The organism is Bifidobacterium saimiriisciurei (assembly GCF_010667655.1).
In the GTDB taxonomy this organism is placed as follows: Bacteria; Actinomycetota; Actinomycetes; order Actinomycetales; family Bifidobacteriaceae; genus Galliscardovia; species Galliscardovia saimiriisciurei.
The window spans coordinates 1-16,650 of sequence record NZ_WHZU01000003.1 but is presented as its reverse complement, the minus strand read 5'-3'; the positions used below and the strand labels follow the sequence as shown (position 1 = coordinate 16,650).

The 16,650-nt window shown below is 61.6% G+C and carries 31 protein-coding genes; all 31 read left to right on the top strand.

Translation table 11 applies throughout. From position 1 onward, the window contains the following. Positions 1–49: 49 nt before the first annotated feature. Positions 50–358 carry a 30S ribosomal protein S10 gene (gene rpsJ / locus GFD18_RS02350; protein ID WP_006288664.1) on the top strand — a complete coding sequence of 103 codons (309 nt, stop codon included), beginning with the start codon at positions 50–52 and terminating at the stop codon, positions 356–358. A 17-nt stretch (positions 359–375) separates the two neighbouring features. After that, complete coding sequence (gene rplC / locus GFD18_RS02345) at positions 376–1,023, top strand: 50S ribosomal protein L3 (RefSeq protein WP_100510711.1); 648 nt, start codon at positions 376–378, stop codon at positions 1,021–1,023. 6 nt (positions 1,024–1,029) lie between these two features. Continuing rightward, positions 1,030–1,689: a 50S ribosomal protein L4 gene (rplD, locus tag GFD18_RS02340; RefSeq protein WP_100510712.1), complete on the top strand. Its 660-nt coding sequence runs from the start codon at positions 1,030–1,032 to the stop codon at positions 1,687–1,689. A 2-nt stretch (positions 1,690–1,691) separates the two neighbouring features. Beyond that, positions 1,692–1,988 carry a 50S ribosomal protein L23 gene (gene rplW, locus GFD18_RS02335; protein ID WP_100510713.1) on the top strand — a complete coding sequence of 99 codons (297 nt, stop codon included), beginning with the start codon at positions 1,692–1,694 and terminating at the stop codon, positions 1,986–1,988. 30 nt (positions 1,989–2,018) lie between these two features. After that, positions 2,019–2,849 carry a 50S ribosomal protein L2 gene (gene rplB, locus GFD18_RS02330; RefSeq protein WP_100510714.1) on the top strand — a complete coding sequence of 277 codons (831 nt, stop codon included), beginning with the start codon at positions 2,019–2,021 and terminating at the stop codon, positions 2,847–2,849. Between the two features lie 15 nt (positions 2,850–2,864). Then, the gene (gene rpsS, locus GFD18_RS02325) at positions 2,865–3,143 is read left to right on the top strand and encodes a 30S ribosomal protein S19 (protein WP_033490666.1); all 279 of its coding nucleotides are present in this window, start codon (positions 2,865–2,867) and stop codon (positions 3,141–3,143) included. Positions 3,144–3,164: 21 nt separating this feature from the next. Beyond that, positions 3,165–3,524 (top strand): 50S ribosomal protein L22, encoded by a 360-nt coding sequence (gene rplV / locus GFD18_RS02320; RefSeq protein WP_100510715.1) that lies wholly within the window; start codon positions 3,165–3,167, stop codon positions 3,522–3,524. A gap of 1 nt (position 3,525) precedes the next feature. After that, positions 3,526–4,329, top strand: a complete 804-nt coding sequence (gene rpsC, locus GFD18_RS02315) for a 30S ribosomal protein S3 (protein ID WP_100510716.1) — start codon at positions 3,526–3,528, stop codon at positions 4,327–4,329. 5 nt (positions 4,330–4,334) lie between these two features. Further along, entirely contained in the window at positions 4,335–4,754 is a 420-nt protein-coding gene (rplP, locus tag GFD18_RS02310; RefSeq protein WP_100510717.1) for a 50S ribosomal protein L16, read from the top strand. Then, positions 4,754–5,005 (top strand): 50S ribosomal protein L29, encoded by a 252-nt coding sequence (gene rpmC, locus GFD18_RS02305; protein ID WP_163200017.1) that lies wholly within the window; start codon positions 4,754–4,756, stop codon positions 5,003–5,005. The genes rplP and rpmC overlap by 1 nt, the downstream gene beginning before the upstream one ends. A 2-nt stretch (positions 5,006–5,007) precedes the next feature. Then, positions 5,008–5,268, top strand: a complete 261-nt coding sequence (gene rpsQ / locus GFD18_RS02300; RefSeq protein ID WP_100510719.1) for a 30S ribosomal protein S17 — start codon at positions 5,008–5,010, stop codon at positions 5,266–5,268. A gap of 93 nt (positions 5,269–5,361) precedes the next feature. Then, positions 5,362–5,730, top strand: a complete 369-nt coding sequence (rplN, locus tag GFD18_RS02295; RefSeq protein ID WP_100510720.1) for a 50S ribosomal protein L14 — start codon at positions 5,362–5,364, stop codon at positions 5,728–5,730. Next, positions 5,731–6,066, top strand: a complete 336-nt coding sequence (rplX, locus tag GFD18_RS02290) for a 50S ribosomal protein L24 (RefSeq protein ID WP_100510721.1) — start codon at positions 5,731–5,733, stop codon at positions 6,064–6,066. After that, positions 6,063–6,635: a 50S ribosomal protein L5 gene (gene rplE / locus GFD18_RS02285; RefSeq protein WP_163200018.1), complete on the top strand. Its 573-nt coding sequence runs from the start codon at positions 6,063–6,065 to the stop codon at positions 6,633–6,635. Before rplX ends, rplE begins: the two co-directional genes overlap by 4 nt. 1 nt (position 6,636) lies before the next feature. Next, positions 6,637–6,822 (top strand): type Z 30S ribosomal protein S14, encoded by a 186-nt coding sequence (locus GFD18_RS02280; RefSeq protein ID WP_033493929.1) that lies wholly within the window; start codon positions 6,637–6,639, stop codon positions 6,820–6,822. Positions 6,823–6,904: 82 nt separating this feature from the next. After that, the gene (rpsH, locus tag GFD18_RS02275) at positions 6,905–7,303 is read left to right on the top strand and encodes a 30S ribosomal protein S8 (protein WP_100510723.1); all 399 of its coding nucleotides are present in this window, start codon (positions 6,905–6,907) and stop codon (positions 7,301–7,303) included. A 20-nt stretch (positions 7,304–7,323) separates the two neighbouring features. Further along, positions 7,324–7,863 (top strand): 50S ribosomal protein L6, encoded by a 540-nt coding sequence (gene rplF, locus GFD18_RS02270; RefSeq protein ID WP_100510724.1) that lies wholly within the window; start codon positions 7,324–7,326, stop codon positions 7,861–7,863. A gap of 1 nt (position 7,864) precedes the next feature. Next, the gene (gene rplR, locus GFD18_RS02265) at positions 7,865–8,236 is read left to right on the top strand and encodes a 50S ribosomal protein L18 (RefSeq protein ID WP_100510725.1); all 372 of its coding nucleotides are present in this window, start codon (positions 7,865–7,867) and stop codon (positions 8,234–8,236) included. Continuing rightward, positions 8,233–8,964 (top strand): 30S ribosomal protein S5, encoded by a 732-nt coding sequence (rpsE, locus tag GFD18_RS02260; RefSeq protein WP_100510726.1) that lies wholly within the window; start codon positions 8,233–8,235, stop codon positions 8,962–8,964. The genes rplR and rpsE overlap by 4 nt, the downstream gene beginning before the upstream one ends. 2 nt (positions 8,965–8,966) lie before the next feature. Then, positions 8,967–9,149: a 50S ribosomal protein L30 gene (gene rpmD / locus GFD18_RS02255; RefSeq protein ID WP_100510727.1), complete on the top strand. Its 183-nt coding sequence runs from the start codon at positions 8,967–8,969 to the stop codon at positions 9,147–9,149. A 2-nt stretch (positions 9,150–9,151) separates the two neighbouring features. After that, on the top strand, positions 9,152–9,616 hold the full coding sequence (gene rplO / locus GFD18_RS02250) for a 50S ribosomal protein L15 (protein WP_100510728.1): 465 nt from the start codon (positions 9,152–9,154) through the stop codon (positions 9,614–9,616). Positions 9,617–9,748: 132 nt separating this feature from the next. Continuing rightward, positions 9,749–11,083 (top strand): preprotein translocase subunit SecY, encoded by a 1,335-nt coding sequence (secY, locus tag GFD18_RS02245; protein WP_100510729.1) that lies wholly within the window; start codon positions 9,749–9,751, stop codon positions 11,081–11,083. Position 11,084: 1 nt separating this feature from the next. Then, positions 11,085–11,651 (top strand): adenylate kinase, encoded by a 567-nt coding sequence (locus tag GFD18_RS02240; protein ID WP_163200019.1) that lies wholly within the window; start codon positions 11,085–11,087, stop codon positions 11,649–11,651. 142 nt (positions 11,652–11,793) lie between these two features. Continuing rightward, positions 11,794–12,012 carry a translation initiation factor IF-1 gene (gene infA, locus GFD18_RS02235; protein WP_100510731.1) on the top strand — a complete coding sequence of 73 codons (219 nt, stop codon included), beginning with the start codon at positions 11,794–11,796 and terminating at the stop codon, positions 12,010–12,012. Between the two features lie 10 nt (positions 12,013–12,022). Beyond that, a complete protein-coding gene (gene rpmJ, locus GFD18_RS02230; RefSeq protein ID WP_093959598.1) occupies positions 12,023–12,136 on the top strand; it encodes a 50S ribosomal protein L36 in 114 nt (37 codons plus the stop codon). A gap of 145 nt (positions 12,137–12,281) precedes the next feature. Beyond that, on the top strand, positions 12,282–12,653 hold the full coding sequence (gene rpsM, locus GFD18_RS02225) for a 30S ribosomal protein S13 (protein ID WP_100510732.1): 372 nt from the start codon (positions 12,282–12,284) through the stop codon (positions 12,651–12,653). Positions 12,654–12,742: 89 nt separating this feature from the next. After that, positions 12,743–13,141, top strand: coding sequence for a 30S ribosomal protein S11 (rpsK, locus tag GFD18_RS02220; protein ID WP_093959596.1), 399 nt, complete (start codon positions 12,743–12,745; stop codon positions 13,139–13,141). Between the two features lie 83 nt (positions 13,142–13,224). Further along, positions 13,225–14,220 (top strand): DNA-directed RNA polymerase subunit alpha, encoded by a 996-nt coding sequence (locus tag GFD18_RS02215; RefSeq protein WP_100510733.1) that lies wholly within the window; start codon positions 13,225–13,227, stop codon positions 14,218–14,220. Between the two features lie 105 nt (positions 14,221–14,325). Further along, a complete protein-coding gene (gene rplQ, locus GFD18_RS02210; protein WP_163200020.1) occupies positions 14,326–14,829 on the top strand; it encodes a 50S ribosomal protein L17 in 504 nt (167 codons plus the stop codon). A gap of 256 nt (positions 14,830–15,085) precedes the next feature. After that, on the top strand, positions 15,086–16,000 hold the full coding sequence (gene truA / locus GFD18_RS02205) for a tRNA pseudouridine(38-40) synthase TruA (protein WP_163200021.1): 915 nt from the start codon (positions 15,086–15,088) through the stop codon (positions 15,998–16,000). Positions 16,001–16,320: 320 nt separating this feature from the next. Beyond that, the coding region (locus tag GFD18_RS02200) for a circularly permuted type 2 ATP-grasp protein (RefSeq protein ID WP_191997283.1) at positions 16,321–16,650 on the top strand (330 nt) is incomplete at its 3' end.

The following is a 16,650-nucleotide window of genomic DNA, read 5'->3' as shown; positions in this document are numbered from 1 at the left end:
AAACAGGCTGGATAAACAGTAATTAATTCGCAAGAAAGGGCGGACGGCAATGGCGGGACAGAAAATCCGCATCAGGCTTAAGTCCTATGACCACGAGGTCATCGACCAGTCGGCGAAGAAAATCGTCGAGACGGTCACGAACGCGGGCGCAACCGTAGTTGGCCCGGTTCCTCTGCCGACCGAGAAGAACGTGTTTGTTGTTATCCGTTCTCCTCACAAGTACAAGGATTCCCGCGAGCATTTCGAGATGCGCACTCACAAGCGCCTCATTGACATCGTTGACCCGACGCCTAAGGCTGTCGATTCTCTGATGCGTCTCGACCTGCCGGCGGACGTGAACATCGAGATCAAGCTGTAAGGGAGGGGGGAACCGTTATGAGCAACAACATCAAGAGTGCACTGCTGGGCAAGAAGCTCGGCATGTCCCAGGTGTGGGACGAGAACGGCTTCTTCGTTCCCGTCACGCTGGTGGACGTCTCCACCAACGTGGTTACCGCTGTCAAGACCGAAGAGACCGACGGCTACAAGGCCGTCCAGATCGGCTACGGCCAGATCGACCCGACCAAGGTGACCAAGCCGCTCGCCGGCCACTTCGCCAAGGCCGGTGTCACTCCGCGCCGTCACCTCGTCGAGTTCCGTACCGAAGAAGCCGAGAGCTTCGAGCCGGGCCAGGAACTGACCGCCGAGCTCTTCGCCGAAGGCTCCAAGGTCGACGTCACCGGCACCACCAAGGGTAAGGGCTTCGCCGGTACCATCAAGCGCTGGGGCTTCAAGTCCTACCGCCGTACTCACGGCTCTCACAAGAACGAGCGTCGTCCCGGTTCCGTGGGCGCATGCGCCACTCCGAGCCGCATCCTCAAGGGCAAGCGCATGGCCGGCCGCATGGGCCATGTCACCAACACCACGCTGAACCTGACGGTCGTCTCCTCCGATGTGGAGAACGGCGTCATCGCCATCAAGGGTGCCATCCCCGGCCCCAAGGGCGCCATCGTCGTGGTTCGTTCCGCAGTGAAGGGAGCCTGATAACTCATGGCTATTTCTCTGAACATCACTAGCGCTGAAGGCCAGAACGGCACCGTCGAGGCTCCGGAGGAACTGTTCGGCATCTCCGCCGAGGAAGTGCAGAACCACGTTCCGCTGGTGCACCAGGTCGTTATCGCCCAGCTGGCTGCCGCTCGTCGTGGCACCCACGCTGTGAAGAACCGCGCCCGCATCTCCGGCGGCGGCAAGAAGCCGTGGAAGCAGAAGGGCACCGGTCGTGCCCGTCAGGGCTCCATCCGCGCCCCGCAGTGGGCCGGCGGCGCCGTGGTCCACGGTCCGGTTCCGCGCGATTACTCGCAGCGCACCCCCAAGAAGATGAAGGCCGCAGCTCTGCGCTACATGCTTTCCGATCGCGCCAACGCCGGTCGCGTGCACGTGGTTGATTTCGGCATCGCCGAGACCCCGTCCACCAAGACCGCCAAGGCCGTTCTCGAAGCCGTGGCCGCGAACCGCTTCGCCACCGTCGTGTTCTCCCGCGAGAACATCAACGAGTGGCTGTCGGTGCGCAACCTGCCGACCGTGCACCCCATCTTCGCCGATCAGCTCAACACCTACGATGTGGTGACCGCCGAGGACATCGTCTTCACCAAGGAAGGCTTCGAAGCCTTCGTCGCGGCGAAGACCGCCACGGCCGCTAAGGAGGACTAATCATGGTCGCAATCCACAAGCCCGCACACGACATCATCATCAAGCCTGTCGTCTCCGAGAAGAGCTACGCCAACTCCGACATGGGCCAGTACACCTTCGTGGTGAACCCCAAGGCGAACAAGGTGCAGATCAAGCAGGCAATCGAGCAGATCTTCAATGTCAAGGTGACGAACGTCAACACCCTCAACCGCGCTGGCAAGCGCACCCGCACCCGCACCGGCTTCGGCCAGCGCGTGAGCGAGAAGCGCGCCATCGTTACCGTCGCCGAGGGCCAGACCATCGACATCTTCGGTAACTGAAGGCTAGCCGAGAAAGTTAGGGACTAAATTATGGCTATCCGTACATACAAGCCGACGACTGCCGGTCGTCGCAACGCTTCGGTTTCGGATTTCTCCGAGCTCACGCGTTCGACGCCTGAGAAGTCGCTGGTTCGCAAGCTCAGCAAGACTGGCGGCCGTAACTCCTACGGTCGTATGACCAGCCGTCACCGCGGCGGCGGCCACAAGCGCCAGTACCGTCTCATCGACTTCAAGCGTTGGGACAAGGACGGCGTGCCCGCCAAGGTCGCTCACATCGAGTACGACCCGAACCGTTCCGCCCGCATCGCCCTCCTGCACTACGCGGATGGCGAGAAGCGCTACATCATCGCCCCCGAGGGCGTGAAGCAGGGCGACGTCATCGAGACCGGCGCCCAGGCCGATATCAAGCCGGGCAACAACCTGCCTCTTCGCAACATCCCGACCGGTACGGTGGTTCACGCCATCGAGCTGCGTCCGCTGGGTGGCGCCAAGATCGCTCGTTCCGCCGGTGCCGCTGTTCAGCTCGTCGCCAAGGATGGCGCCTACGCCCAGCTGCGTATGCCGTCCGGCGAAATCCGCAACGTGGATGCCCGCTGCCGCGCCACCGTTGGTGAGGTCGGCAACTCCGAGCACGCCAACATCCAGCTCGGCAAGGCCGGTCGCGCCCGTTGGATCGGCAAGCGTCCGTGGACCCGTGGTGAGTCCATGAACCCGGTGGACCACCCGCACGGTGGTCGTACCCGCGGTGGTAAGCCGCCGGTGTCGCCGTGGGGCAAGGGCGAAGTTCGTACTCGTCGTCCGAAGAAGGCTTCGAACAAGATGATCGTTCGTCGTCGTCCGGCCGGCAAGAACCGCAAGTAAGGAAGTGTCTGACAGATGACTCGTAGCATCAAGAAGGGCCCATTCGTCGACGCCCACTTGCAGAAGAAGGTCGACGAGCAGAACGAGAAGGGCACGAAGAACGTCATCAAGACGTGGTCGCGCCGTTCGATGATCACCCCTGATTTCATCGGACACACGTTCGCAGTTCACGATGGCCGCAAGCATGTCCCGGTGTTCGTCACCGAGGCCATGGTTGGCCACAAGCTCGGTGAGTTCGCCCCGACGCGCACCTTCAAGGGTCACGTCAAGGACGACAAGAAGGCACGCCGCTAAAGGCGAGGAGAGTAAAGACACATGGAAGCTAAAGCAATCGCTCGTCACGTCCGCGTGACGCCGCGCAAGGCTCGCCGCGTCGTCGACCTCATCCGAGGCAAGCAGGCGACCGAAGCGGTGACCATCCTCAAGTTCGCTCCGCAGGAAGCGGCCGTTCCGGTCCGCAAGGTCCTCGAGAGCGCCATCGCCAACGCTCGTGTTAAGGCCGACAAGGCCAACGAGCCGTTCCGCGAGAACGAGCTGGTAGTCAAGGAGACGTACGTCGACGAAGGCGTTACGTTGAAGCGTTTCCGTGCACGCGCCCAGGGCCGTGCCGCTCGCATCAACAAGCGCACCAGCCACATCACGGTTATCGTCGCCGACAAGGAAGGAGCCCGATAAAATGGGTCAGAAGATCAACCCGTTTGGCTACCGTCTTGGCGTAACCGAAACCCACCGCAGCCGCTGGTTCTCCGACTCCAACAAGCCGGGCGAGCGTTACAGCGACTTCGTTCTCGAAGACGACAAGATCCGCAAGGCCATGAACGCCGACCTCGAGCGTGCGGGCGTTTCCCGCATCGTCATCGAGCGTACCCGCGACCGCGTGCGTGTGGACATCCACACCGCTCGTCCGGGCATCGTCATCGGCCGTCGTGGTGCTGAGGCCGACCGCGTTCGCGCCAAGCTCGAGAAGCTGACTGGCAAGCAGGTCCAGCTCAACATCTTCGAGGTCAAGAACGCCGCGATCGACGCCCAGCTCGTTGCCCAGGGCATCGCCGAGCAGCTCACCAACCGCGTCACCTTCCGTCGCGCCATGCGCAAGGCCCAGCAGGATGCCATGCGCGCCGGCGCCAAGGGTATCCGTATCAAGCTCTCCGGCCGCCTCGGTGGCGCCGAAATGAGCCGTTCGGAGTTCTACCGCGAAGGCCGCGTGCCGCTGCAGACGCTGCGCGCCCTCATCGATTACGGCTTCTTCGAAGCCCGTACCACCTACGGCCGCATCGGCGTGAAGGTGTGGATCTACAAGGGCGACATGACCGAGCGTGAGTTCGAGGAGCAGCAGGCCCAGCAGAACAACGGCCGTGGCCGTCGTGGCGATCGCCGCCCGCGCCGTGGTGCCCGTCGTGACGCTCAGAAGGCCGCTCCGGCTCAGGCTGAGGCCAAGCAGGAAGCAGCTGCTCCTGCCGCCACGGAAGCAAAGGAGTAAACCAGATGCTTATTCCGAAGAGGACTAAATATCGCAAGCAGCATCGTCCTGTCCGTAAGGGCATGTCCAAGGGCGGCAACGAAATCGCCTTCGGTGATTTCGGTATCCAGGCACTGGCTCCGGCTTACGTGACCAACCGCCAGATCGAGGCAGCTCGTATCGCCATGACCCGCTACATCAAGCGTGGCGGCCGTGTGTGGATCACGATTTTCCCGGATCGCCCGCTCACCAAGCACCCCCTCGGCGCCCGAATGGGTTCCGGTAAGGGCACCCCGGAGTTCTGGATCGCCAACGTGCGTCCCGGCCGCGTGATGTTCGAGATCGGTGGCGTCTCCGAGGAAGTCGGTCGCGAGGCTCTGCGCCGTGCAATCGACAAGCTCCCCATGAAGTGCAGGATCATTGCTCGTGAAGGCGGTGACAACTGATGTCAGTCGGTACAGCTGATTACACCATCAAGAACCTCAACGAAAAGACCAACGCCGAGATCGAGACCGCGCTCAAGCAGTCGAAGGAAGAGCTGTTCAACCTCCGCTTCCAGGCTGCCACCGGTCAGCTCGAAAACACTTCTCGCCTCAAGGCCGTGAAGCGCGACATCGCTCGCATGTACACGGTTCTGCGCGAACGTGAGCTTGGCATCAGCGAGGCTCCGGCAGAAGAAAAGACTGAGGAGAAGTAAGCATGGCTGAAGAGCGTAACTCCCGCAAGGTTCGCCGTGGCTACGTCGTGTCCGACAAGATGGACAAGACGATCACGGTCGAGATTGAGCAGCGTTCGACTCACCCGCTTTACGGCAAGGTCGTTCGCACCACCAGCAAGGTCAAGGCCCATGATGAACACAACGAGGCCCACGTTGGCGACCTCGTGAGTATTATGGAGACTCGACCCCTAAGCAAGACGAAGCGCTGGCGTCTGACCGCCATCGTGGAGCGCGCTAAGTAATACAAGTTCGGCAAGGCTCGCCATTCACCCGACGGCCGGGGCAACTCGGCCGCCGGGTGAATGGGGAGGACCAGCTCGGCTTAAGGAGAATCAATGATTCAGCAGGAATCGCGACTTCGTGTCGCCGACAACACGGGTGCCAAGGAACTCTTGACCATCCGCGTGCTCGGTGGTTCGAAGCGCCGTTATGCAGGCATTGGCGATGTCATCGTCGCCACTGTCAAGGACGCCATTCCCGGCGGATCGGTGAAGAAGAGCGACGTGGTCAAGGCCGTCGTCGTCCGCACCGTGAAGGAAACCCGTCGTGCCGATGGCTCCTACATCAAGTTCGATGAGAACGCCGCCGTCATTCTCGGCTCCGGCCGTGAACCCAAGGGCACCCGTATTTTCGGACCGGTCGCTCGTGAGCTGCGCGACAAGCGCTTCATGAAGATCGTGTCCCTCGCACCGGAGGTGATCTGAGTGGTAGCAAAGATCAAGACCGGCGATGAGGTCAAGGTCATCCGCGGTCGCGACCGCGGCAAGGAAGGCAAGGTCGTCAAGATCCTGCCGAACGATCGCCTGATCGTCGAAGGTGTGCAGATCGTCAAGAAGCACGTCCGCGCCACCCAGCAGGGCCAGCAGGCCGGCATCGTGTCCGTCGAGGCTCCGATCCATCGCTCCAACGTGATGGTCATCGACCCCGAGACGAAGCAGCCCACCCGCGTTGGCGTCGTCGTCAAGGAAGAAGCCCGTGACGGCAAGGTCAAGAAGGTGCGCGTGCGCGTCGCCAAGAAGTCCGGAAAGGAGCTGGCATGACCGATACCACTATCGAAGCGCCGGCAACCCCGCGCCTGAAGCAGCAGTACCACGACGTCATCGTCCCCGAGCTCGAGAAGGAGTTCAAGTACTCCAACCCGATGCAGGTGGCTCGCGTCGAGAAGGTCGTCGTCTCCATGGGCGTCGGCGCTGCGGCTCGTGACTCCAAGCTCATCGAAGGTGCCGTCTCCGACCTGACCAAGATCACCGGTCAGAAGCCGAAGATCACCAAGGCCAAGAAGTCCGTCGCCCAGTTCCACCTGCGCGAAGGCCAGGCCATCGGTGCCTACGTCACCCTCCGCGGCGACCGCATGTGGGAGTTCCTGGACCGTCTGCTCACCCTGGCCCTGCCGCGAATCCGCGATTTCCGCGGCATCAACGGCAACCAGTTCGACGGCAACGGCAACTACAACTTTGGTCTGACGGAACAGACGATGTTCATCGAGATCGATCCGGATGCGGTCGACCACCAGCGTGGTATGGACATCACCGTTGTGACTTCAACCAAGGACGACAAGGAAGCTCAGGTCCTCCTGAAGCACCTTGGCTTCCCGTTCAAGGAGAACTGATATGGCAAAAACCGCTCTGAAGAACAAGGCGGCCGGCAAGCCGAAGTTCAAGGTGCGCGCCTACACGCGCTGCCAGGTCTGCGGTCGTCCCCATTCCGTGTACCGCAAGTTCGGCCTGTGCCGCGTCTGCCTTCGTGAGAAGGCCCACCGCGGTGAGCTGCCCGGCGTTACGAAGTCCAGTTGGTAAATATCGACGCTGAAGGTCCGCTGCTTGCATGAGTCCTCATGACAAGCGGCGGAAACCACGGCGAGGAAGGGCATAAGCCCACATGACAATGACAGATCCCATCGCAGACATGCTTACGCGTCTGCGTAACGCGAGCACGGCGAAGCACGAGACCGTCGACATGCCGTACTCCAAGTTCAAGGCGGCCATCGCCGCCATCCTGAAGCGTGAAGGCTACATCAAGGACTTCACCGCCAAGGAAGCCAAGGTCGGCCAGACCCTTGAGGTCACCCTCAAGTACGGCCCGAACGGCGAGCGTTCCATCGAAGGCATCAAGCGCGTTTCCAAGCCGGGCCTTCGTCGTTACGCCAAGTCCGACTCCCTGCCCATGCCGCTGGGTGGCCTTGGTATCGCTATCATCTCGACTAGCTCGGGACTGATGACCCAGAAGGAATGCCTCAAGGAAGGCATTGGCGGCGAGATCGTCGCCTACGTGTGGTGAGAAAGGAGAGCTGATTACTTATGGCATCGCATATCGGTAAGCTCCCCGTCGCCATTCCGGCTGGGGTCGAGGTCAAGCTCGATGGTCAGGCGTTCACCGCCAAGGGACCGAAGGGCTCTGACTCCTACACTATCCCCGAAGGCATCACCGCCGTCGTCGAGAACAACGAGATTGTTCTCACCCCGGCCGATGATCTTCGTCCTACCCGCGCCAAGCATGGCCTGAGCCGCTCCATCATCGCCTCGATGGTCAAGGGCGTGCACGAAGGCTACGCCAAGCGCCTGCTCATCGTCGGTACCGGTTACCGCGTGGTCGCCAAGGGCAAGGGCCTGGAGTTCTTCCTGGGCTACTCCCACACGATCACCGTCAACCCGCCGGAAGGCATCGAGTTCGAGGTCGTCAACGCCAACGAGCTCGTCGTCAAGGGCATCGACAAGCAGGTCGTCGGCCAGGTTGCAGCTAACATTCGCAAGCTGCGCGCTCCGGAACCCTACAAGGGCAAGGGCGTGAAGTACGCGGATGAGCACATTCTGCGCAAGGCTGGAAAGGCTGGTAAGTGATATGACCGTTAAGATTTTCGGTAAGGGCAAGAAGGTTGCCCGCCTGCGCCGTCACGCACGTCTTCGCAAGAAGATCATCGGCACCGCCGAGCGTCCGCGCCTGGTCGTTACCCGTACCAACCGCAACATGATCGCTCAGGTCGTGGATGACACCAAGGGCATCACCCTGGTGAGCGCCTCCACGCTGAACGACGACTTCACCGGTTTCGAAGGCACCAAGACCGATGCCGCCAAGAAGGTCGGCGAGCTCATCGCCGAGAAGGCCAAGGCCGCCGGCATCTCCGCCGTCGTCTTCGACCGCGGTGGCAACAAGTACCATGGTCGCGTCGCAGCCGTTGCTGAAGGCGCCCGCGAGGGAGGTCTGGCACTGTGAGCGACAACGAAGTGAAGGAAACCCAAGTGGCTGAAGATTCGCAGAAGACCGAAGCCGAAGCCGTTGCCAAGAACGAGGATCGCAAGGGCCGCCGCGGCGGTCGTGGCGAGGGTCGTCGTGGCGAGCGTCGCAACCGCCGTGAGGAGAACCGCGGCGACGAGCTGCTCGATCGCGTCGTCACCATCAACCGTGTGGCCAAGACCCACAAGGGCGGCCGTACGTTCAGCTTCGCCGCTCTCGTGGTCGTAGGTGATGGCAAGGGCACCGTCGGCGTCGGCTACGGCAAGTCCCGTGAGGTCCCGGCGGCTATCGCCAAGGGCCAGCTCGACGCCAAGAAGCACATGTTCACCGTTCCGCGCGTCCGTGGCACCATCACCCACCCGGTGCTTGGCCACGACTCCGCCGGCACCGTGCTGCTTCGCCCGGCCGCCCCGGGTACCGGTGTTATCGCCGGTGGCGCCGTCCGCGCCGTGCTCGAGTGCGCCGGCATCACCGACATCCTGTCCAAGTCCATGGGTTCGTCGAACGCGATCAACACCGTGAACGCCACCGTGGACGCCCTCAAGCAGCTTGAGGAGCCCGAAGAGGTCGCCGCCCGTCGTGGCCTGAGCCTCGAAGAGGTCGCTCCCGAGGCCCTCCTCCGTGAGCGCGCCGCCGGCATCGCCGAGGCCCGCAAGGCTCGCGAGGAAGCCGCTGCCAAGGCAGCCGAAGAGAAGGACGGTGAGTGAGAATGGCAAATCTCAAGATCACTCTGATCCGTGGTTTCGCCGGTAAGACCGCCGTGCAGAAGGCCAACGCCCAGTCGCTCGGCCTGCGCAAGATCGGTCAGACCGTCATCCGCGAGGACACCCCTGTCTACCGTGGCATGATCGACAAGATCCGCCACATGGTCACCGTAGAGGAGGCAGACTGATTATGGCCGAAAACAACGAGGAAGCCACAATCCTGCGCATGCACGATCTGCGTCCGGCCCCCGGTGCCAACAAGGCCAAGACCCGCGTCGGTCGTGGTGAAGGCTCCAAGGGTAAGACCTCCGGTCGTGGCACCAAGGGCACGAAGGCACGCTACCAGGTGCGTCCTGGCTTCGAAGGTGGACAGCTGCCGCTGTACATGCGCCTGCCGAAGCTGCGTGGCTTCAAGAGCCCGTTCAAGAAGCAGTACCAGGTCGTCAACGTCTCCGCTCTCGCCGAGCTGTTCCCGCAGGGTGGCGAAGTGACCGTTGAGCAGCTGGTCGCCAAGGGAGCCGTCCGTGGCGGCTTCCCGGTCAAGGTTCTCGGCGATGGCGAGATCTCCGTGGCCCTCACCCTCAAGGGTGTCAAGGCTTCGGCTTCCGCCAAGACCAAGATCGAGGCCGCCGGAGGCTCCATCTCCGAAGAGTAATCTTCTGAGGGAAACGCTTCCGTAAAAAGATGCATGACCCTCCCCGTAACAGGGGAGGGTCATTGCGTATGTGTACACTGTTTGCCTGTATGTGTATGCCCAGAGACGCCGGCATACCAAGGGAGGAAACACGTGAGAACGCTCATTCAAGCTCTCCGTACCAAGGAGCTGAGGAACAAGATCCTCTTCGTCTTCGGTATCATCATCGTCTACCGCATCGGTTCGTTCATCCCGGTGCCCGGCGTGGACTACAAAACGGTGCAGGACTGCATCGCCGGATCCAGCAACGAGGACTTCATCGGTCTGGTCAACCTCTTCTCCGGCGGCGCCCTGCTGCAGCTGTCGATCTTCGCGTTGGGCATCATGCCGTACATCACGGCGTCCATCGTCGTGCAGCTGCTTCGCGTGGTGATTCCCCGCTTCGAGGCGTTGCACAAGGAAGGCCAGTCGGGCGAGGCCAAGCTGACGCAGTACACGCGTTACATGACCATCGGCCTGGCCGTGCTGCAGTCGACCACCATCCTGGTGACCGCCCGTACCGGCGCCCTGTTCAACTACGCCTGCTCCGGCCAGGTCATCCCGGACGGCAGCCCGTGGAACCTCATCGTCATGATTCTCATCATGACCGGCGGCACCGGCCTGATCATGTGGATGGCCGAGCTCATCACCGACAAGGCCATCGGCAACGGCATGAGCGTGCTGATCTTCATGTCCATCTGCTCGGGCTTCCTGCCCAAGCTGTGGGACATCGGCTGGGGCTCCAACGGCTCGAACGGCGACTGGACCAAGTTCGGCATCGTCGTGGGCGTGCTCGTGGTCATCCTCGTGTTCGTCGTGTTCGTCGAGCTCGCGCAGCGCCGCATACCGGTGCAGTACACCCGCCGCATGATCGGCCGCAAGATGTACGGCGGCACCAGCACATACCTGCCGCTGAAGATCAACATGTCCGGCGTGATCCCGCCGATCTTCGCCTCGTCCATCCTCGCCGTGCCGACCCTGATCGCGCAGTTCGGCAAGTCGGACCAGTCGTGGGTCAAGTGGATCAACACGAACCTCGCCGACACGACCACCGTGTGGTACATCGGCCTGTACGCCGTCATGATCGTGTTCTTCTGCTTCTTCTACACGTCGATCACGTTCAACACGGACGAGACCGCCGACAACATGAAGCAGTACGGCGGCTTCATCCCCGGCATCCGCGCCGGCCGCGCCACCAGCCAGTACCTCACGTACGTGATGAACCGCCTCAACACCGTGGGCGCGGTCTACCTGCTGTTCGTGGCCCTCATCCCGACCGTGCTGATCATGGCTCTGAGTCTCAGCCAGCAGCTGCCGTTCGGCGGCACCACCATCCTGATCATCGCGGGCGTCGGCCTCGACACCCTTCGCCAGGCCAAGGCCCGCACCGAGCAGTTCCAGTACGAAGGCTTCCTGCTCGAAGACGAAACCAACACAGAAAGTAAGTGATATGCGACTGCTAATCATGGGCCCCCAGGGCGTCGGCAAGGGCACTCAGGCCGCCAAGCTCGCCGAGCACTACGGCATCCCCACCATCTCCACCGGTGACATCTTCCGCTTCAACATCAAGAACAAGACCGAGCTCGGTCTCGAAGCGCTGAAGTTCATCGACAAGGGTGAGCTCGTCCCCGACGAACTGACCAACCGCATCGTCGAGGACCGTCTCGGCCAGGACGACGCCAAGAACGGCTGGATCCTCGACGGCTACCCGCGCAACGCCTCCCAGGTGGAGGCCCTCGATGGCATCCTCGCCAAGCTGGGCACCCCGCTCTCCGCCGTCGTCGCCCTCGACGCCGACCACGACGTGCTCATGGAGCGCATGAAGAAGCGCGCCGAGATCGAAGGCCGTTCCGACGATACGCCGGAGGCCATCGCCAAGCGCCTCGACGTGTACGCCAAGGAGACCGCTCCGCTGCTCGACACCTACGAGGAACGCGGCCTGTTGGTCAAGATCGACGGCGTCGGCGACATCGACGCCATCCAGGCCAACATCGTCAGCGCGCTCGACGCCCGCTGATCCGGCCCGTCGATTACGACACGCCAATAGCACACCGTATTCCCACGACTTGCGGGAATACGGTGTTTCTGTTATTCTGTATTTTTGGTGTGTCTTCGGGCATATCTTTCAGTAATTGACGCCAAGGAACGGATAGGGACTCATGGCAAAAGACGGTGTGATTGAGGTAGAAGGTCAGGTTATCGAAGCATTGCCGAACGCGATGTTCCGTGTCGAACTCGAAAACAAGCACATCGTTCTGGCGACGATCTCCGGCAAGATGAGGAAGAACTACATCCGCATCCTTCCGCAGGATCGCGTCGTGCTCGAAATGAGCCCGTACGATCTGAACCGTGGTCGAATTACGTACCGTTACAAGTAAAAGGAAAACCATGAAGGTCAGCCCCAGTGTGAAGAAGATCTGCGACAAGTGCCGCGTGATCCGTCGTCACGGCCGCGTCATGGTGATCTGCGAGAACCCGCGCCATAAGCAGCGTCAGGGCTGAAAGCAGACCCCAGCGGCAAAGTAAACCAGACGCTGAATCACAGTGTTCGTATCACCACGTACGGCATTGAACCCCAGGTGCGGAGGCCTGGGCCGTGAACTCGGACGATTTGGCGTAAGACCTCCGATGAACAGAAGGAATCGCAATGGCACGTCTTGCCGGAGTCGACATCCCCAATGAGAAGCGCATCGAGATCGCCCTCACCTACATCTTTGGTGTGGGTCGCACTCGTGCCAAGGAAACGCTCGCAGCGACCGGTATCAACCCGGACACCCGCGTTAAGGATCTCTCCGATGAGCAGCTGATTACGCTGCGTGATTACCTTGAGGGTAACTACAAGATCGAGGGTGATCTCCGCCGTGAGGTGGATGCGGATATTCGCCGTAAGATCCAGATTAACTGCTACCAGGGCATGCGTCACCGTAGGCACCTGCCCGTGCGTGGCCAGCGCACCAAGACCAACGCCCGTACCCGCAAGGGCCCGAAGCGCACGGTCGCCGGTAAGAAGAAGGCCTGATTTTCATCAGACCTCAGTTCAGGCCACGAGTGGTTGACGCTCATCGCCTGAAATTCGATAATTATTCGTAAACAAGGAAACGAGGATCCATGGCAGCTGCGAAGCAGGCCACGCGCAAGCCCCGTCGTAGGGACCGTAAGTCGGTTCCCGTCGGACAGGCGCACATCAAGTCCACATTCAACAACACGATCATCTCGATCACCGATCCGTCCGGTGCCGTTGTCTCCTGGGCGTCCGGTGGCGATGTCGGCTTCAAGGGCTCCCGTAAGTCCACGCCGTACGCCGCTGGCATGGCTGCCGAAGCCGCCGCCCGCAAGGCCATGGAACACGGCGTCAAGAAGGTCGACGTGTTCGTGAAGGGCCCGGGTTCCGGTCGCGAAACCGCCATCCGCTCCCTGCAGTCCGCAGGCCTTGAGGTCGGTTCCATCTCCGACGTCACCCCGCAGGCTCACAACGGCGTTCGTCCTCCGAAGCGTCGCCGCGTCTGAAGCACTGACCTACAGAATCTATAATCCAACCCGCGAGAACCGGCGAGTGCACGGCCGGTTTGAGCTGAAAGGATAAGTGTAAAGTGCTTATTGCACAGCGTCCGACCCTGACTGAGGAAGTCCTCAATCCCCAGCGTTCCCGCTTCACCATCGAGCCGCTTGAGCCTGGTTTTGGCTACACCCTCGGTAACTCGCTGCGCCGTACGCTGCTCAGCTCCATCCCCGGAGCTGCTGTTACGTCGGTGCGCATCTCCGGCGCGCTGCATGAGTTCACCACTCTGCCCGGCGTGAAGGAAGACGTTACCGAGATTCTTCTGAACATCAAGGGAATCGTTCTTACCAGCGAATACGACGAGCCCGTCGTCATGTACCTGCGCAAGAACGGTGAAGGCGAGGCCACCGCCGGAGACATCACTCCGCCGGCCGGCGTCGTCATCTCCAATCCCGATCTTCACATCGCCACTCTCGCCGAGGACGGCGAGCTGGAGATCGAGTTCACTGTCGAGCGTGGCCGCGGTTACGTTCCTGCTCAGATGAACAAGCAGGATACGGGCGAGATCGGTCGCATTCCGGTGGATTCCATCTACTCTCCAGTGCTGAAGGTGAGCTACAAGGTCGAGGCTACTCGTGTCGAGCAGCGTACCGACTTTGATAAGCTCATCCTTGATGTGGAGACCAAGCCGGCCATTTCCCCGCGTGATGCCGTGGCATCCGCAGGCTCCACCCTTGTCGAGCTGTTCGGCCTGTGCCGTGAGCTCAACAACCAGGCGGAGGGTATCGAGGTCGGTCCGGTTCCGGTCGTGGAAGAAACCAACCCCGAGATGGCGGTTCCGATCGAGGAGCTCAACTTGACGCAGCGTTCCTACAACTGCCTCAAGCGCGAGGGCATCCACACGGTCGGCGAGCTGGTCTCCCATACGGAGCAGGACCTGCTCGACATCCGCAATTTCGGTATGAAGTCCATCGACGAAGTCAAGGAGAAGCTGCAGTCCCTCGGTCTGTCGCTCAAGGCCTCGCCGCTTGGTCTCGATACCATCAATCTCGAAGGAGGCACGTTCTTCTCTCCGGAAGACGAGTGATCGTCTCCGGGAGACGAACGTCTCCCTTGAATAAACGCAGCCTCGTGCCGAGCAGACGTTTGGGCCTCTGCCCTCCTGCCGGCACGGGACATAAGGAGTAATACAATGCCTACACCCAAGAAGGGCCCGCGTCTGGCTTCCAGCCCCGCGCATGAGCGCCTGATGCTCGCCAACATGGCTACGAGCCTGTTCCAGAACGGCCGCATCACCACCACGCTGCCGAAGGCCAAGCGCCTCCGTCCGCTGGCCGAGCGTCTGATCACGTTCGCCAAGCGTGGCGACCTGCACTCCCGCCGTCGCGTGATGCGCGTCATCCGCAACAAGAGCGTCGTGCACGTGCTGTTCACCCAGATCGCCGAAATGATGGAGCAGCGTGAAGGTGGCTACACCCGCATCGTCAAGATCGCTCCGCGCCGCGGCGACAACGCCCCGATGGCCGTCATCGAGCTCGTCACCGAGCCGCTGAGCGCCAAGAAGGCCACCGTTGCCGAGGCCGAGGCCGCCACCAAGGCCGCCGCCGAAGAGGCTCCGGCCGCCGAGGCCGAGGCTCAGGCCGCTGAGGCCACCGAGGCTCCGGCTCAGGAAGCCGCCGAGGAGAAGGCCGAGTGAATCTGATTCACATCAGGTGAACTGGTTTCAAACCGCTGAAGAGGTCCGAGAACCGAAAGGTTCCGGACCTCTTTTTGCAAATTTGTGGGCCTATTCAATCGGTAAAAACGTAAAGTGGATCTAATCGATTACGGGGAAGGACTTTTTGGCGTCTTCATATATGCCCTAGGCCCACAAATCTCTTTATGAACGATTTGGCCCACGGTTATCGCATGTCCTGGGCCCACAAAGCGGGACATATGGCAAAGTAGTACGTATGCGTTTGAGGATTGATCTGGGATATGACGGCGGAGCCTTCTACGGATGGGCCCGCCAGCCGAAGCTGCGCACCGTGCAAGGGGAGATAGAGGCGGCGATTCGCAAGGTGCTGCGCGTACGGGCCGACGATTCCGACGCCCCAGAAATCAGACTTGTGGTGGCCGGACGCACCGACACCGGCGTACACGCCCTGCATCAGGTCTGCCACATCGACATTCCCGAAGACATACTTGCGCGGGCCGTGGGGCACATGGACGTGACCCCGGAGACCGCGTTGGAACGACGGTTGCAGCGTGTATTGCCCGACGACATCGCCATTCATCATGTGCGGCGGGCCCCCGAAGGGTTCGACGCACGATTCTCCGCTCTCGAACGCACCTACGTCTATCGGGTGAACGATAACGGCCGATTCGTGGACCCCCGAACCCGGGGATTCGTCGTCGCCATTGACGAAACGCTCGACATGGACGCCATGAACCAGGCGGCGGCGCTCACCATCGGCCTGCACGATTTCGGATCGTTCGCCACGCCCAATCCGGGAGGCACCACCATCCGCGAGGTCAAGTACGCGAGGTGGCGTCGGTCCGACCCCGGCGCGATGCTGCATGGGGGAGCTGCCGACGGCGGCTACGGCGAGCCGGTGCCGTATGCGGAATCGGGACTGCTGTGCTTCACCATCGTCGCCGACGCGTTCGCGAGGAACATGGTCCGCTCACTGGTCAACGGCTGTCTGCAGGTCGGACGCGGTCGAAAAGACGTGGAATGGTTCGCCCGGAAAATGGCCGTTCCCAAGCGCGAAGGCTCCACCGGCCCGGCCGCGGCCAAAGGGCTCACGCTCGAATACGTGGCCTATCCTCCCGACGATATGCTTGCCGAACGTGCGCAGGCCATTCGTGCCGTGCGCACGCTGTAGCCATATATATATACATGTCGTGATTGCGGCGGCCGCGGTGGTCGCGACGCGCGAGGCCCGCCTCGGCGCGTCTTCATCATGGCCGCCCCACGCGTATGACATGCGATAAATCATGAATCATATTGGAAACATTCCTCGGTATTTGCGTTAACGGCACGTGATTAATCTGATGTCCAGATTGCCGGCCGGCCATCGCACCGATCGGTCGCAGGCGAAACATACGCCGGCGACCGTGCGCGGGACGTGCCGGCCGCAGGTGCTTCGGCACATGGGAAACGCGGGAAAAGGAGTGGGCAGTGATTCAATCGCGGGCACAGAAAATGGCAACGGAACTCGTCGACCGCAGGGCGGCGATCAACCGCGAACTGAGCCGTAACGGCGTACGATTCGGCATCTACAAGAACGGGCAGTACCACGACCAGCTGTTTCCCTACGATCCGGTGCCGCGCATCATCGAATCCAAGGAGTTCGACGAGCTCGAACTCGGCCTGGCGCAGCGTGTGAAGGCACTGAACGCCTACCTGCGCGACATCTACTCCGACAAGCGCATCATCCACGACGGCATCATTCCCGAGGAATACGTGTACACGTCGGCCGGCTACTATCCACAGGTCAACGGCGTGACCCCTCCCGGCGGCGTATTCGCGCAC

What these genes read in the sequence shown, in the direction of transcription:
- rplB (WP_100510714.1), top strand. Translation starts at nt 2,019, where the DNA reads ATGGCTATCCGTACATACAAGCCGACGACTGCCGGTCGTCGCAACGCT.
- GFD18_RS02240 (WP_163200019.1), top strand. Translation starts at nt 11,085, where the DNA reads ATGCGACTGCTAATCATGGGCCCCCAGGGCGTCGGCAAGGGCACTCAG.
- rplO (WP_100510728.1), top strand. Translation starts at nt 9,152, where the DNA reads ATGGCCGAAAACAACGAGGAAGCCACAATCCTGCGCATGCACGATCTG.
- truA (WP_163200021.1), top strand. Translation starts at nt 15,086, where the DNA reads ATGCGTTTGAGGATTGATCTGGGATATGACGGCGGAGCCTTCTACGGA.
- rplD (WP_100510712.1), top strand. Translation starts at nt 1,030, where the DNA reads ATGGCTATTTCTCTGAACATCACTAGCGCTGAAGGCCAGAACGGCACC.
- rpsJ (WP_006288664.1), top strand. Translation starts at nt 50, where the DNA reads ATGGCGGGACAGAAAATCCGCATCAGGCTTAAGTCCTATGACCACGAG.
- rpsC (WP_100510716.1), top strand. Translation starts at nt 3,526, where the DNA reads ATGGGTCAGAAGATCAACCCGTTTGGCTACCGTCTTGGCGTAACCGAA.
- rplE (WP_163200018.1), top strand. Translation starts at nt 6,063, where the DNA reads ATGACCGATACCACTATCGAAGCGCCGGCAACCCCGCGCCTGAAGCAG.
- rplW (WP_100510713.1), top strand. Translation starts at nt 1,692, where the DNA reads ATGGTCGCAATCCACAAGCCCGCACACGACATCATCATCAAGCCTGTC.
- rplP (WP_100510717.1), top strand. Translation starts at nt 4,335, where the DNA reads ATGCTTATTCCGAAGAGGACTAAATATCGCAAGCAGCATCGTCCTGTC.
- rplF (WP_100510724.1), top strand. Translation starts at nt 7,324, where the DNA reads ATGGCATCGCATATCGGTAAGCTCCCCGTCGCCATTCCGGCTGGGGTC.
- infA (WP_100510731.1), top strand. Translation starts at nt 11,794, where the DNA reads ATGGCAAAAGACGGTGTGATTGAGGTAGAAGGTCAGGTTATCGAAGCA.
- rpmD (WP_100510727.1), top strand. Translation starts at nt 8,967, where the DNA reads ATGGCAAATCTCAAGATCACTCTGATCCGTGGTTTCGCCGGTAAGACC.
- rpsQ (WP_100510719.1), top strand. Translation starts at nt 5,008, where the DNA reads ATGGCTGAAGAGCGTAACTCCCGCAAGGTTCGCCGTGGCTACGTCGTG.
- rpsS (WP_033490666.1), top strand. Translation starts at nt 2,865, where the DNA reads ATGACTCGTAGCATCAAGAAGGGCCCATTCGTCGACGCCCACTTGCAG.
- rplV (WP_100510715.1), top strand. Translation starts at nt 3,165, where the DNA reads ATGGAAGCTAAAGCAATCGCTCGTCACGTCCGCGTGACGCCGCGCAAG.
- rplQ (WP_163200020.1), top strand. Translation starts at nt 14,326, where the DNA reads ATGCCTACACCCAAGAAGGGCCCGCGTCTGGCTTCCAGCCCCGCGCAT.
- GFD18_RS02280 (WP_033493929.1), top strand. Translation starts at nt 6,637, where the DNA reads ATGGCAAAAACCGCTCTGAAGAACAAGGCGGCCGGCAAGCCGAAGTTC.
- rplC (WP_100510711.1), top strand. Translation starts at nt 376, where the DNA reads ATGAGCAACAACATCAAGAGTGCACTGCTGGGCAAGAAGCTCGGCATG.
- rplR (WP_100510725.1), top strand. Translation starts at nt 7,865, where the DNA reads ATGACCGTTAAGATTTTCGGTAAGGGCAAGAAGGTTGCCCGCCTGCGC.
- rpmJ (WP_093959598.1), top strand. Translation starts at nt 12,023, where the DNA reads ATGAAGGTCAGCCCCAGTGTGAAGAAGATCTGCGACAAGTGCCGCGTG.
- rpsH (WP_100510723.1), top strand. Translation starts at nt 6,905, where the DNA reads ATGACAATGACAGATCCCATCGCAGACATGCTTACGCGTCTGCGTAAC.
- rplN (WP_100510720.1), top strand. Translation starts at nt 5,362, where the DNA reads ATGATTCAGCAGGAATCGCGACTTCGTGTCGCCGACAACACGGGTGCC.
- rpmC (WP_163200017.1), top strand. Translation starts at nt 4,754, where the DNA reads ATGTCAGTCGGTACAGCTGATTACACCATCAAGAACCTCAACGAAAAG.
- rpsM (WP_100510732.1), top strand. Translation starts at nt 12,282, where the DNA reads ATGGCACGTCTTGCCGGAGTCGACATCCCCAATGAGAAGCGCATCGAG.
- rpsK (WP_093959596.1), top strand. Translation starts at nt 12,743, where the DNA reads ATGGCAGCTGCGAAGCAGGCCACGCGCAAGCCCCGTCGTAGGGACCGT.